The 14432-nt window shown below is 56.4% G+C and carries 12 protein-coding genes; 7 read left to right on the top strand and 5 right to left on the bottom strand.

The genetic code is table 11. The features are described from left to right. The first annotated feature begins 122 nt into the window (after window positions 1-122). The 5 genes from topA (at window position 123) to rlmA (ending at window position 6084) form a co-directional block, all read left to right on the top strand. Window positions 123-2723, top strand: coding sequence for a type I DNA topoisomerase (topA, locus tag EHO01S_RS14370; RefSeq protein WP_024524613.1), 2601 nt, complete (start codon window positions 123-125; stop codon window positions 2721-2723). Between the two features lie 209 nt (window positions 2724-2932). Next, window positions 2933-3907 carry an HTH-type transcriptional regulator CysB gene (gene cysB, locus EHO01S_RS14365; protein WP_024524612.1) on the top strand — a complete coding sequence of 325 codons (975 nt, stop codon included), beginning with the start codon at window positions 2933-2935 and terminating at the stop codon, window positions 3905-3907. Between the two features lie 763 nt (window positions 3908-4670). Next, the gene (locus tag EHO01S_RS18445) at window positions 4671-4787 is read left to right on the top strand and encodes a DUF2627 domain-containing protein (RefSeq protein ID WP_071818514.1); all 117 of its coding nucleotides are present in this window, start codon (window positions 4671-4673) and stop codon (window positions 4785-4787) included. A 41-nt stretch (window positions 4788-4828) separates the two neighbouring features. Further along, window positions 4829-5038 (top strand): transcription antiterminator/RNA stability regulator CspE, encoded by a 210-nt coding sequence (gene cspE, locus EHO01S_RS14360; RefSeq protein ID WP_024524611.1) that lies wholly within the window; start codon window positions 4829-4831, stop codon window positions 5036-5038. 182 nt (window positions 5039-5220) lie between these two features. Next, window positions 5221-6084 carry a 23S rRNA (guanine(745)-N(1))-methyltransferase gene (gene rlmA / locus EHO01S_RS14355; RefSeq protein ID WP_024524610.1) on the top strand — a complete coding sequence of 288 codons (864 nt, stop codon included), beginning with the start codon at window positions 5221-5223 and terminating at the stop codon, window positions 6082-6084. A 235-nt stretch (window positions 6085-6319) separates the two neighbouring features. On the opposite strand, the gene EHO01S_RS14350 is transcribed toward rlmA, so the two are convergent. From EHO01S_RS14350 to manX, 4 genes are all read right to left on the bottom strand, one after another. Next, complete coding sequence (locus tag EHO01S_RS14350) at window positions 6320-6781, bottom strand: DUF986 family protein (RefSeq protein WP_024524609.1); 462 nt, start codon at window positions 6779-6781, stop codon at window positions 6320-6322. Between the two features lie 62 nt (window positions 6782-6843). Beyond that, complete coding sequence (locus EHO01S_RS14345) at window positions 6844-7707, bottom strand: PTS mannose transporter subunit IID (protein ID WP_024524608.1); 864 nt, start codon at window positions 7705-7707, stop codon at window positions 6844-6846. A 17-nt stretch (window positions 7708-7724) separates the two neighbouring features. Beyond that, a complete protein-coding gene (locus EHO01S_RS14340; RefSeq protein ID WP_024524607.1) occupies window positions 7725-8525 on the bottom strand; it encodes a PTS mannose/fructose/sorbose transporter subunit IIC in 801 nt (266 codons plus the stop codon). Between the two features lie 56 nt (window positions 8526-8581). Further along, a complete protein-coding gene (gene manX, locus EHO01S_RS14335; RefSeq protein ID WP_024524606.1) occupies window positions 8582-9547 on the bottom strand; it encodes a PTS mannose transporter subunit IIAB in 966 nt (321 codons plus the stop codon). Between the two features lie 647 nt (window positions 9548-10194). On the opposite strand from manX, the gene EHO01S_RS14325 reads away from it, so the two are divergent. Then, window positions 10195-11754, top strand: a complete 1560-nt coding sequence (locus tag EHO01S_RS14325; protein WP_024524604.1) for a TerC family protein — start codon at window positions 10195-10197, stop codon at window positions 11752-11754. On the opposite strand, the gene EHO01S_RS14320 is transcribed toward EHO01S_RS14325, so the two are convergent. Further along, window positions 11751-13343 (bottom strand): EAL domain-containing protein, encoded by a 1593-nt coding sequence (locus tag EHO01S_RS14320; RefSeq protein WP_024524603.1) that lies wholly within the window; start codon window positions 13341-13343, stop codon window positions 11751-11753. The two genes, EHO01S_RS14325 and EHO01S_RS14320, sit on opposite strands and share 4 nt — an antisense overlap. A gap of 549 nt (window positions 13344-13892) precedes the next feature. Here EHO01S_RS14320 and EHO01S_RS14310 point away from each other — a divergent pair. Then, the gene (locus tag EHO01S_RS14310) at window positions 13893-14270 is read left to right on the top strand and encodes a YgiW/YdeI family stress tolerance OB fold protein (RefSeq protein ID WP_024524601.1); all 378 of its coding nucleotides are present in this window, start codon (window positions 13893-13895) and stop codon (window positions 14268-14270) included. The last annotated feature ends 162 nt before the right edge of the window (window positions 14271-14432 follow it).

Raw genomic sequence — 14432 nt, 5'->3', positions numbered from 1 at the left:
GGCGGTGAGTCTTGATCTCTGCTGTACCTGTCGCAATATAAAAAAGAATTCTATACAGTGCCGGTTTAATGGCGAATTAAAGGCTTCTGGCAACAGAAGGATGCATTCAGGTAAAGAGAATTATGGGTAAAGCTCTCGTTATAGTTGAGTCCCCGGCAAAGGCCAAAACCATAAATAAGTATCTCGGCAGTGACTACGTGGTGAAGTCCAGCGTCGGTCATATCCGCGATTTGCCGACCAGTGGCTCAGCCAGTAAGAAGGGCGCTGCCTCGACCGACGATAAAACCAAGACCAAGGCCAAGAAGAACGAGCGCGATGCGCTGGTCAATCGCATGGGGGTCGACCCTTACCATGGCTGGCAGGCGCATTACGAAATTCTGCCCGGCAAGGAGAAGGTGGTCGCGGAGTTAAAGTCTCTGGCCGAAAAAGCCGACCACATCTATCTGGCAACTGACTTGGACCGCGAAGGGGAGGCCATTGCCTGGCATCTGCGCGAGGTGATCGGCGGCGACGATGAGCGCTACAGTCGCGTCGTGTTTAACGAAATTACCAAGAACGCTATCCAGCAAGCCTTTAGTCATCCCGGCGAACTGAATATCGATCGCGTCAATGCCCAGCAGGCGCGCCGCTTTATGGATCGTGTGGTCGGGTATATGGTGTCGCCGCTGCTATGGAAGAAGGTTGCGCGTGGCCTCTCGGCAGGACGAGTCCAGTCGGTGGCGGTGCGGTTGATCGTTGAGCGGGAGCGAGAGATTAAGGCCTTTGTGCCGGAAGAGTATTGGGAGTTGCGCGCCGATCTCGCCGTCGGTGCCGAGGCCAACTTCCAGGCTCAAGTGACCCACTACAACGATAAACCGTTTAAGCCGGTGAACGCCGAACAGAGCGAGGCCGCTGTTGCCGCCTTGCAGGGCGCTCGCTTCGTGGTGCGCGAGCGGGAAGATAAGCCGACCAGTAGCAAACCGTCGGCCCCCTTTATCACCTCCACCCTGCAACAGGCGGCCAGCACGCGTCTGGGCTTCGGGGTGAAGAAGACCATGATGATGGCGCAGCGCCTGTACGAGGCGGGCTACATCACCTACATGCGTACCGACTCGACCAACTTGAGTCAGGATGCCCTGAATATGGCGCGCGCCTATATCGGCGACAATTTCGGGGCCGAATACCTGCCGGCACAGGCCAATATCTATGCCAGTAAGGATAATTCGCAGGAGGCGCATGAGGCGATCCGTCCATCCGATGTGACGGTCTCTGCCGACGATCTCAAGGGCATGGAAGACGACGCGCTGAAACTGTATCAATTGATTTGGCGCCAGTTTGTGGCCTGCCAGATGACGCCAGCCAAATATGACGCCAGTACCATCACCGTGCAGGCGGCGGACTACACCCTGAAGGCCCGCGGGCGCACTCTGCGCTTCGACGGTTGGACGCGTGTGCTACCGCAACTGCGCAAGGGCGATGAGGATCGTACCCTACCGGCGGTGGCGAGCGGGCGAGTGCTCGATCTGTTGCAGTTGCAACCCAGCCAGCACTTCACCAAGCCACCGGCGCGCTTCAGTGAAGCTTCGCTGGTGCGCGAATTGGAGAAGCGTGGCATTGGCCGTCCGTCGACCTATGCGGCTATCATCTCCACCATCCAGGATCGCGGTTATGTGCGTAGCGATAACCGCCGTTTTTACGCCGAGAAGATGGGGGAGATTGTCACCGATCGCCTGGAGGAGAACTTCCGCGAGCTGATGAGCTACGACTTTACCGCCCACATGGAGGACGGTTTGGATCGGGTTGCCAACGCCCAGGCCGACTGGCGCGGGGTACTCGATGGTTTCTTTAGCGATTTTAGCCAGCAGTTGGAGGTCGCGGAGAAATCGCCGGAGGAGGGTGGCATGCGCCTCAACCCGATGGTGTTGACCAGCATCGCTTGCCCGACCTGCGCGCGACCCATGGGGATACGTACCGCCAGCACCGGGGTATTTCTCGGTTGTTCTGGTTATGCGCTGCCGCCGAAAGAGCGTTGTAAAACTACCATCAATCTGATCCCCGAAGCCGAAGTGCTCAACGTGCTGGAGGGGGAAGACGCCGAGACCAACGCGCTGCGCGCTAAGCGGCGCTGCCCGAAGTGTGGCACGGCGATGGACAGCTATCTGATCGACAATCATCGTAAGCTGCATGTTTGCGGTAATAACCCCGCCTGTGACGGCTATGAGGTGGAAGAGGGCGAGTTCCGTATCAAGGGATATGATGGCCCGGTAGTCGAGTGCGATAAGTGTGGCGCCGAGATGCACCTGAAGATGGGGCGTTTTGGCAAGTATATGGGCTGCACCAACGAAGCCTGTAAGAATACGCGTAAGATCCTGCGTAACGGCGAGGTGGCACCACCGAAGGAAGATCCGGTGCCGTTGCCAGAGCTGGCGTGCGAGAAGTCTGACGCCTATTTCGTGTTGCGTGATGGCGCCGCCGGCGTCTTCCTGGCGGCTAACACCTTCCCCAAATCACGTGAGACACGTGCGCCGCTAGTGGCGGAGCTGTTCCGCTTCCGCGACCGACTGCCGGAGAAGCTGCGCTATCTGGCTGATGCACCGCAGCAGGATCCGCAAGGAAATCCGACGCTGGTGCGCTTTAGCCGTAAGACGAAGCAGCAGTATGTCGCTAGCGAGAAGGAGGGCAAGGCCACCGGTTGGAGCGCCTTCTTCATCGATGGCAAGTGGGTCGAGAGCGAGAAGAAGTAAGCTACACGTGTTGACTGCGTCATGATGCCGGCCTTGGGGCCGGCATTTTTTGTACGTACGGCCGGCGATCGGCGGCGAGAAGAACCGGTTATCCGCTTATACGTTTAGTAACATAATGATATAGTAGTGATATAAAACCATTTCGTGGTTTTTTAGCGTTATCGGCCATGCGTCGCACTAACCAACGCACAATTAGGATGGCACCGGCTATGAAATTGCAGCAGCTTCGTTATATTGTTGAAGTTGTTAACCACAACCTTAACGTATCCTCTACCGCCGAGGGGCTCTATACCTCGCAACCCGGCATCAGCAAACAAGTTCGTATGCTGGAGGATGAACTGGGGGTTCAGATCTTCTCGCGCAGCGGTAAACACCTGACTCAGGTGACGCCGGCGGGGCAGGAGATCATCCGCATCGCCCGCGAGGTGTTATCCAAGGTCGAGGCCATCAAGGCGGTGGCGGGGGAGCATACCTACCCCGACCAAGGCTCGCTGTATGTGGCAACCACCCATACCCAGGCGCGCTATGCCTTGCCGGCGGTGATCCAAGACTTTATCCAACGTTATCCGCGGGTGTCACTGCATATGCACCAGGGCTCGCCCAGCCAGATCGCCGAGGCGGTCAGTAAAGGGAATGCGGATTTCGCCATTGCCACCGAGGCGTTGCATCTGTATGCCGATCTGGTGATGCTGCCTTGTTATCACTGGAATCGCGCCCTGGTGGTGCGTCCCGACCATCCGTTGGCTAAGAGTGGTAAGGTGAGCATTGAAGCGTTGGCTGAATATCCCCTCGTGACCTACACCTTCGGCTTTACCGGGCGCTCTACTCTTGATTTGGCGTTTAATCAGGCCGGGTTGACGCCGCACATCGTCTTCACGGCGACGGATGCGGATGTGATTAAGACCTATGTCCGTCTGGGCCTCGGGGTGGGGGTGATCGCCAAGATGGCGCTCGACCCACAGGTAGACGCCGATCTGGTGGCGCTCAACGCCAGCCATCTATTCGGCTTTAGCACCACCAAGCTGGGTTTTCGCCGCAGTACTTTCCTGCGTAGCTATATGTATGACTTTATCGCTCGCTTCGCTCCGCATCTGACGCGTGAGGTGGTCGATGCGGCGCTGGCGTTACGCAGTAATGAAGAGATCGAAGCGATGTTCCAAGATATCGCGCTACCGATGAAATAAGCGCAACCCAGTTTCACTATTCTCGTTGTCCTGTTCGGCGCCGTCTCTATTTGCGGCGCCTATTTTCATGCGGTGGCGTAAAATAGCCCTCTTCGCACCATGACGGCAGGGGCGGGGGGGATATTAGTGGTATCAAATAGGTCATATAAAATGACGGCAGGGTGAGCGTGCTTTTTTTCTGACAGGGGATAAATAATCCGCGCGCGGTAACGTTTATTTCGATGATTATTTTTTCAAATTATTATTCCGTTAATAATCAGAAAAGAAATATAAATATATTTATCAATGCATTAGCTTAACTTTTCTGTTTGGGCACACAGCGGCGCCTTTCTCATCCCCTCGGCGCCAGGTCATTTGGCACCGTTCTTGACTATAACGGTTAAAAAAGCATTTGTACTATGAATAATCTCACGTAACGGTGGAATAGCCCGGCGGAAAATAAGTGAAAAATGTATAACACATCTCATTTCAAACTTATTATTTGCTTTTTTTCACCGGGAAGAGGATGACGGATGCGCCAGAATAGCGTAAAAAGGAGGTCATGAGAGTCAGAGGAAAACGACCAGGAGATGTTGGAAAAGTGAACGCCGTCGAGACAGCAGAAAACACTGTTCATGGCAACTTATTTCAGCATAAACATGGCCAGTTTTCCGCCGACCGTTTTATTTCTGTGCGACATGTCGATCACTGCATAAAAATGGCTTGCCATTGAATAGAGAGTGTGTGATAACGCATTTGAGTAAAGCGAGGTACAGTTCTGTCTATGTGTGGCATTTTCAGTAAAGAAGTTCCCAGTAAAAACGTTTGCGTTGCTTACTACTTCTCTGCCGAACCTTATCTTAGTGCCTCAAGCAGTAACGACTCTAGTTTGTCTGTGTAACGCCTGCGGGCGGTTTAATCAATAGTAAGGAAATACGTAAGATGGCTAAGATCAAAGGTCAAGTGAAGTGGTTCAACGAAGCGAAGGGTTTCGGTTTCATCACCCCGGCTGACGGCAGCAAGGACGTGTTCGTTCACTTCTCTGCAATCCAGGGCAACGGTTTCAAAACTCTGGCTGAAGGTCAGCACGTAGAGTTCGAAATCCAGGATGGCCAGAAAGGCCCGTCTGCTGTTAACGTAGTCGCTATCTAACTCTACGTTAGTGGTTAGAAAACCCGCCGCCGGCGGGTTTTTTTATTGCTAGCGGTCCCGTACGAGACCGTGTCCTTCCAGGTCGCTTGCGCCCACCGTCGCCGCTCGGGATAATACCCGCATGATGGTCGCCGCTCGATGGCCGCCAGCCTCCTATCTCCCCTGTGAAAAGAGTAAACAGCATGCCGTACCAATGTCCCCTGTGTCACGCCGCGTTGCGTCTGGATGAGCGCCAGTGGAGTTGCCCCAACAATCACCGTTTTGACTGCGCCAAAGAGGGGTATGTCAATCTGATGCCGGTGCAGTTTAAGCATTCGCGCCAGCCGGGTGACAGCAGTGCGATGATGCAGGCACGCAGCGCCTTCTTACAGGCGGGGCACTACCAACCGTTGCGTGACGCGGTCCGGGAGGCGCTGGCACGCCATTTGCCGGCTCCCGGCTGTAACGTGCTGGATATCGGTTGTGGTGAGGGGTACTACACCGCCAGTTGGTGCGAGGCGGCGCAAGCGCAGGTTTATGGCCTGGATATTGCGAAAGTCGCCATTCGTTACGCGGCGCGTCGCTATCCTCGTGTACACTTCTGCGTCGCATCAAGCCAGCGTTTACCGTTCGCCGATGCCAGCATGGGGGGAGGAGTGCGTATCTATGCGCCTTGTAATGCGGCGGAGTTGGCGCGCGTCGTGGCCGTCGGGGGCTGCCTGGTGACCGTGACGCCAGCGGCGCGGCATCTCTACCAGTTGAAGGCGTTAGTCTATCCTCAGGTCCACCTACACGAACAGAAAGAAGAGGCGTTAGCCGGCTTTACCCTGGTAGAGCAGCAGCGTCTGGCCTACGAGATGAACCTCAGCGGCCCGCAGGCGGCCGATCTGTTGCAGATGACGCCCTTCGCTTGGCGCGCGTCACCAGGCGTCGCTGAGGCCCTACGTGCACGCAGTCGACTAACGTGTGAAACGGATTTCTTGATCCGAATCTATCGACGTGACGCGCCACAAGCGGTACCGCTCGGGTCGCTTGGTACCGAGTTTAGCGCAGGCAGTTCCGTGTAAACTGCGCGCGGCCAGCGTGTACCGCTAGCCTGACGAGTGCGAGCCGGTGAGGTTTCCTGGCCCGCACGCCGTCAGCTTGCTACCCTGTGCCGCCGCACATGGCCTTGTTATTGCGCTCTTGGCGATTACCGTGCGCCCCGGCGCGTCAGAGTCGTGCCGTGCGATGCGGCGCAAGAGGAGATAAACGTGGTGCTGAAAGGGCGGAGGGGGCGCGCTGTGGCGCCCGTTGCGGTGTTTACGCCTGGTGCTCCAGCATAAACTGATAGATGTCGTCCAGTGAGTCGAGCTTGGCGACCTGGATCAGTAGGCGCCGTTTTTCTAACTCGATCACCAGAATGCCGTCTTCCGACAGATTCATGCCGCGGATGCGTGCATAGTCGATAAACACGTTGCCATAATAGAATCCCTGCGCCTTAAACAGCAGTTTGGGCCAGCGTAGATAGAAAATATAGATCGAGACGATTATCAGGCTAGCTAACAGCCAGGTGGTAAAGGGAGCGCCCTGATCGCTGATGTTACGGTAGGCTAGGATGGCTAACAGACCGATAAAGATAACGCTGTCGGCTTTGTTGCGCCGCTTCAGATTGACGCGCAGCAGCGTCGCGCCACGTTGGCGCGGCATGATCGCCTCATCGTAGATGGCGTAGAGCAGGAACAGCACGATAAAGACCAACAGGGCGATATCGGTTAAAGACATGAACAACTCCGAGGTAGCGATGAAACGACACCGGACGGCCTAGGCCGTCCGGTGTGGGGCGATTACTGACCGAGTAGCCCGATCCAGTAACCAAAGATACCGATGAAGAAGAAGCCCACGATGATCCACAGGGCGTTCACCTTCCGGCGCAGCAGCCACATACAGCCGAAGGTCAGCAGCAGCGGCACCAAGCCCGGCATCAACTGATCCAGGATATTCTGAACCGTGGTGACGGTGGTGTGGCCCTCTTGGTTGGTTACCTTAGAGACCACCAACGGAATGTTGACGTGGGTCCACTTGTTCACCAAGGCTCCCATGACAAACAGGCCGAGGATGGACGCCCCTTCCGTCATTTTCTGTAGGAAACCACCGCCCATATCGGAGACGATGTCGACCCCTTTCTTATAGCCGTAGGCGACGCCGTAGTAACGCACCAGCAGACGCACCAGGTTGAACAGCACAAAGAACAGGATCGGGCCAAGCAGGCTACCGGTCATTGCGATGCCAGCACCGAGGGCGGCGAATACCGGACGGACGGTACCCCAGAAGATCGGGTCACCGACACCGGCCAGCGGCCCCATCAGACCGACCTTGATACCGTTGATCGCGGCATCGTCGATCGGTGCGCCGTTAGCACGCTCCTCTTCCATCGCCATGGTAACGCCGAGAACCGGCGCCGCGACGAACGGTTGGGTGTTAAAGAACTCCAGATGGCGGCGGATGGCCTGGCGGCGTTCTTCGCTGTTTTCCGGGTACAGGCGACGGATCACCGGTACCATGGAGAAACAGAAACCCAGCGCCTGCATACGTTCGAAGTTCCATGAACCTTGGAAAAGGTTAGAGCGCAGGAATACACCGCGAATATCGCCAGCGGTCAGCCTCTTCTCACCCTGAGACGGGGTTACAGATGAAGTCGTATCAACCATTTTTCTCACCTTCTCTCTTAGTCCAGTTCGTTGTCGAGATCGTTATTGCCGTTGGCAGCGGACTGTACCACCTGCGCCTTGTTGTATTTCGGGCTGAGCTGGATATACAGGATGGCCATGACCAGACCCAACACACCCAGTGCAACCAGGTTGAAGTTGGTGAATGCCGCGGTTACGAAGCCCAGGTAGAAGAACGGCATCAGGTAGCCAGCACGCATCATGTTGATGACCATGGCGTAACCGACGACGACGATCATCCCGCCCGCGATACCCAGACCGGTGGTAACCACCTCAGGAATGGCGCTCAACATGGAGTGAACGGCATCGGTGCCCACGGAGATGGCGACGATCACCGCCGGAATGGCGATACGCATCGCTTGCAACAGCAGGGCGGAGCAGTGCAGGTAAGAGATAGCGCGCAGATCCCCGCGCTCCGCAGCGCCGTCGGCCGCGTGCTGGAAGCCCACGGTGATGGTACGCACGATGATGGTTAATACCTGGCCTGCGGCTGCCAACGGGATCGCCAGCGCGATACCGGCGCCGATGCTTTGCCCGCCGGCGATGACCAGGATGGTGGAGATGATGGAGGCCAGAGCCGCATCAGGGGCCACGGCGGCACCGATGTTCATCCAACCCAGGGCGATCATTTCCAGGGTACCCCCGATGATGATGCCGGTTTTCATGTCGCCGAGCACGATACCGATCAAGGTACAGGCGATCAGCGGACGGTGGAACTGAAACTCATCGAGGATAGAGCCCATCCCCGCAATACATGCCACGATAAATATCAGCACAATCTGAAGAGTGGTAATCTCCATTGTACTTCTCCTTTTACCAAAGAGCTGAGTTAGTTAAATCAATGCCTTGCGGCATATCAGTTCATTTTACTAATGAGGTCCATCATCTTCAGACGCGGATCGTTGGATACCTTACGCACCTCCAGCTCAATGCCGCGGGCATCCAGCTTCTTGAAGGCTTCGATATCCGTTTCATCGACGGAGACAGCATTGTTGACCTGGGTTTTCCCCTGGCGAAACGCCATACCACCGATGTTCACCGAGGTGATCTTGACGCCATTCTCGACCAGACGCTCGACATCGGTCGGGTTGGTAAATAGCAGCATCACGCGATCGTTCGCGTATTTCGGGTTGTTGTAAACGCGGATCATCTTAGCGATATCCACGACGTGGGCGGTGACGCCCGGAGGAGCCACCTGCTTGAGCAGGGTGGAGCGAACGTGGTCCTGGGCGACTTCATCGCTGACGACGATGATGCGAGAGACCCCGGTTTCCTTGGTCCAGCGGGTGGCGACCTGACCGTGGATCAGGCGATCGTCGATACGCGCCAGACCAATGGTCATGTGATCTTCGGGATTCAGCGGCTTAGCGGGGGCGGTCGGTGCCGGTGCGGCCGGTTTGGCGGCGCTGGCGGCCGGCGCCTCTTCTTTAGCACGCAGGGCGCGTACGCCTTCACGCCCGGTTTCCAGGGCGATGGCAACGAGCTCATCAAAAGTGGGGTTATCGTCGCGCGCCATAAAGGTTTCGACCAGCATCGGCACGTTGACGCCGGTGATCACTTCATAGTGTGCTTTGTCCAGCACGATCCGGCTGGCGGCGTTAAACGGGCTACCGCCCCAGGTGTCTACCAGGAAGAGAACCCCGTCGCTGGTATCCATCTGTGCCAGTTTCTGACTGTACTTTTCGATCAATGTTTCGGCATTTTCACCGGGCACGAAGTCGATAAAGCCAACATTACTCTGTTCGCCCAACAACATTTCGGCGGTCTTTAACAACTGCTCCGCCGCGGCCCCGTGAGTACCGATCATAATAGCAATACTCACTCGCTACCTCCTCTGCTTTCCTTGATACTTTCACGCCGTGAAATAAACCCGACGCACCGTATGCAATTAAAGATACGAACTGTTTAACGAAACATCCATGTTGAGTCACTGCCTACTGAAATTTCTTTGATCTTGCCGACATAGTGATCATGCCTTACAAATCAATCAATTAAATCTATGAATCGATTCAGGCGCCGTCTGCAATCGGTTTCAGCAGGATTTATTTTAGTCAGTAAAAAAAATTTTTATGTGACGCCCATCGGTTATTAGTACATATCGTGAATAAATGTAGCGCGCATGACGCTTTTTTGTACGCCGACTTTTACGATTTTGTGCACGATCACGATAAAATGTTACCGCCCGCCCCATAGTATGACGCGCCGTTTCTTGTTACAGTAAACGACCTATTTAAACGAAGGAGTATTGGGTTAAACCCAACCTATGGATCGTCACCGACGCCGTTGCACCATTCTGTTATCTTTCCCGATTTTTTCTCGTTCCCGCTATTTATCGTCGTATGCTTGCCGCCTGGCCGGCCCGATTCACGTTGCCTGGTCTTGGTCTTTGCGCCAGCCGCCTCGCCAGCGCAGCATCACGTTGGCCGCTGGCGTGCTGACTAACGCCGTCGGTTTCGCGGGGTAAACACGATGGAACTGTTACTCGATCCTTCTATTTGGGCCGGCCTGCTGACGTTGGTGCTGTTGGAAATCGTGCTGGGCATTGACAACCTGGTCTTCATCGCCATCTTGGCAGAGAAGGTACCGCCGCAGCAGCGCGACAAGGCGCGCCTTATCGGGCTCGGTTTGGCGCTGATCATGCGCTTGGGGCTGTTGTCGCTGATTTCGTGGATGGTGACGCTCACCCGGCCACTGTTCAGTATCGCTCAATTCTCCTTCTCCGGGCGCGATCTGATCCTATTAGCGGGCGGGCTATTCCTGTTATTCAAAGCCACCATGGAGCTGCACGAACGCCTAGAAGGGCGGGTGCATGCGGTGAGCCAGAAGGGCTACGCCAGTTTCTGGTCGGTGGTGGTACAGATTGTGATCTTGGATGCCGTCTTTTCACTGGATGCGGTGATCACCGCCGTCGGTATGGTCGACCATCTGGCGGTGATGATGGTGGCAGTGGTGATCGCTATGGCGATCATGCTATTGGCCTCCAAGGCGCTGACCCGCTTTGTCAACGCCCACCCGACCGTGGTGGTGCTGTGCCTCAGCTTCTTGTTGATGATCGGCTTGAGCCTGTTGGCCGAAGGCTTTGGCTTGCCTATCCCGAAAGGTTATCTGTATGCCGCGATTGGCTTCTCGATCCTGATCGAGATGTTCAATCAGATCGCCCGGCGTAACTATTTACGCCATCAACAGCGTAAGCCAATGCGCCAGCGTACCGCGGAAGCCATCATGCGTCTGATGGGCGGCGTGCGTGGCACGCCGTCAGATACGGTGAGTGAGGGAATTTTGGCACCTGGCGAAGCGGGCACCTTTGCCGCTGAGGAGCGCTATATGATCAGCGGGGTGTTGACGCTGGCCTCACGCTCGTTGCGTACCATCATGACGCCACGCAACGAGATCTCATGGATCGATTGTCGCCAATCGGCCGACGACATCCGCCGCCAACTATTGGAAACCCCGCATAGCCTGTTTCCGGTATGCGCCGGCAGCCTAGATCAGCTGTTGGGCGTGGTGCGTGCCAAGGATTTACTCATGGCGTTGAAGCAGGGTGTACCGTTGGCGGAGTTTGCCGCACAGCATACCCCTATCGTGGTGTTGGAGAGCCTGGACGTCATCAATGTACTGGATGTGTTGCGTCAGGCTAAGGGGCGTCTGGTGATGGTCAGCGATGAGTTTGGCGAAGTGCAAGGCTTGGTCACGCCACTGGATGTGCTGGAGGCTATTGCGGGTGAGTTCCCCGACGAAGACGAGACGCCGGATATTGTCACCAACGAACGCGGCTGGCTGGTCAAGGGGAGTACCGATCTTCACACCCTGGAGCAGACGTTGGACGTACAGGGCCTGGTATTGGGTAGCGGTACGCAGTACGCCTCATTAGCGGGACTGCTGCTGGCACATTTCGATCGGATGCCGGCGGTTGGGGCTGCCCTGACCCGACATGGACTGCGCTTCACCGTCGTCGAGGTGGAGGAGTATCGCATCGAGAAGGTGCAGATTGAACGTCTGGCGGGCGATCCGTCGTCGACGCAAGATTAAGCCTGGCACGGGCCAGATCTCCCCGCGACGGGCTGACACGCCCCGCGCTGCGCGAGCCAGCGCGGGAATTCACTCAACGGCATCGGGCGGGCGAACAAAAACCCTTGCAGCGCATAAACCCCTTTGTCACGCAGGTAGTCGGCCTGTTGCTCATTCTCGACGCCTTCAGCCACTAAGTGCAGGTGTAGCTGATGCGCCAGATCGATCAGTGAATCCAGTACGGTGGCGTTGATGGCATCGCTGCCGATGGTCGCGCAGAAGGTGCGATCGAGCTTCAGAATATCGGGTTGTAGATCTTGCAGATAACTTAGCGACCCCTGGCCTGTGCCGAAGTCGTCCAGCGCCAGCCAAATCCCCAGCTCCCGCAGCCGTGCGCGTTGCGCATAATCTTGGCCAGCCAGATGGGTGCGTTCGGTCAGCTCGACCATCAGTCGCTGTTGCGGTTTGACGCTGAGCCACAGCTGTTGGATATCTTGAACCAACAGCCCCTGAGCCACATGCTCTGGGGCGACGTTGATGCTGAGGTAGAAATTCGCATCGGCGGGGAACAGGTGGCGCTGCGCCGCCAGCATCGTTAACAGGTAGCGGGTCAACGGAATGATCAGCCCATTCTGCTCGGCCAAGGGAATGAACACCTCCGGGGAGGTCCAACCGTGGCGTGGATGGTACCAACGCAGCAGGATCTCGACGCCTTCGCAATCGCCGCTCTGGGTCCGAATGATCGGCTGGCAATAGAGCTGGAGCTCACGTCGCTGCATGGCCTGCGTGAGGGGGTAGGTCAAGCGCATGCGATTGGCCGAGGCCAGGTAGACCAGGCCCGTTACCAGCAGGAATAGGAGCAGCACCAGCGGCACGTGCTGGGGAAGACGTTGTAGCGCCAGTGTGCGGGGCGAGGGCGCGAACAGGCTGATGGAGAATGGGTAGGCCGTCGAATGCAGCTCCAGTTGCGGGGCGGTGCCCAGTAGCGCGGGGTAGGGTAAGATGCGCCGCTCCTGGAAGTGTAAGGTATGTCCGGCAACATTCAACGCCATAGCCTCAACATATGGGGTATGCGGCGCCAGGATAAATGAGGAGAGGGTGGCGATGTTGAAGATATGCACGATGCCGCTGTCTGGCTCTTGCGCTGTCGGTAACCAGAGTAACAATACCGGGGTACCACGGTTAAATAGCTGGGCTGGTCGTAATACCAGGGTTCGTTTAGCCGCGTGTAGTTCGGGGTAGACGCTATACAACGATTTACGCGGCTGGTGCAGTAGATTGGAGCAGGTGATCAGACCGTTTTTAACCCACAGTACCGCGCGGATAGTTTCCAGATGGATAGCCATACTGCTGAGCTGCGGGTTAATGAACTCGCAGTTCTCATCGCGCCAGCCTAGCCCATTCTGGCTAATGCGTTCGGCGTGAGCCAGTTGATCATCGAGTTGCGCAATGGCCATATTGGCGGCCTCGCGCTGAATCTGACCTATCGCGCCCAGTTCCTGTTGATAGCGTACGGCAAGCGCGCCGATGCCGACCAACCCCCCCAGCAGAATGGCTAATAGCAGACGATACCAGCGATAGCGTTGACCCACCTGAGTGGAATTATGCATCAGGATGTGCTCTTTCTTTTTTCCGCGTGTGATGATTGGGGTGCACCCATGTGCCGCCAGCCTGCTGGCTGGCTCGCCCACCCACCCGTTACAACCGATGGGTTACTGCCGTGTCGTCGTGTCTGCTGCGTGCCTGTTATCGCCGTCGGCGTTGCGGCAATGGCACGCACACCGTGGCAATCACTAGACGTAATTACTGATAAAGAGAATAACCTAGCGCTTGAGGAAAACATCTCCGACCACTATCAGCATACGCGATTTCTGGCGTGCGGCGTCGGGTCAGGCATGTATGGCGGGAGAATTAGGATAAACCTTAAGACCAAGCCTTGCGGCAACGGAGGGCGCAACGTCCATCGCTTGGGCATTAACGTAACAGGGCGGGAAGACGGGGGATGCATTGACCCGTTTTTTCCGCTCTCGGAAGTTGCTTAAGGTGAAACGATGGCTTACTGTGACTATAATGGTCTGGATAAACAAATAGATATCAATATGGTTTGCGGCTGTTGCTCGGCCAGCAGACCGCATACCGCGTGGATAAGGAGTGGTAAGATGAGTAACTCGCTCAAGGGGATGATCCTGGCGCTATCGGTACTCGGGTTGGCGGCGTGCACTACCCCACCGCAGACGTCGTTGGGGGGCGGTTTCGACGGCCCGCATCAGCAGACGGTGATGACGGTCAGTCAGGTAGAGAAAGCCAGCGTGATCGACGAAGGACAAATGGTTTTGTTACGCGGACATATCGTGCAGGCTTTGGGGGGCGAAGACTATCGCTTCCGCGATGAGAGCGGGGAGATGACGCTGATCGTGCCTAACAGCGCCTGGGCAGGGCGCGTGGTGACGCCGCAGCAACGCGTCAGCGTGCAGGGGCGTATTATCAAGGAGTTCGATGGCGTGAAGCTGTATACCATCGCCATCCGTCTCGATTAATGGCGCCAGGTGGCCGGGCGTCCGCCGGTCACCTCTGCTCCCATGGAGCGTGAGCGAGGCAATGCGATCAGGCGCGTAACACGATTTTAATCATCTCATCGTGGGCATTTTTGCTGGAAAACAAGGAAGATAGCGCGGGAAGCGTGCGATGGAAAAATGCGA

Source organism: Edwardsiella hoshinae NBRC 105699 = ATCC 33379 (genome assembly GCF_000474215.1).
GTDB classification, from domain to species: Bacteria; Pseudomonadota; Gammaproteobacteria; order Enterobacterales; family Enterobacteriaceae; genus Edwardsiella; species Edwardsiella hoshinae.
This window is presented reverse-complemented; position numbering and strand designations above follow the sequence as displayed.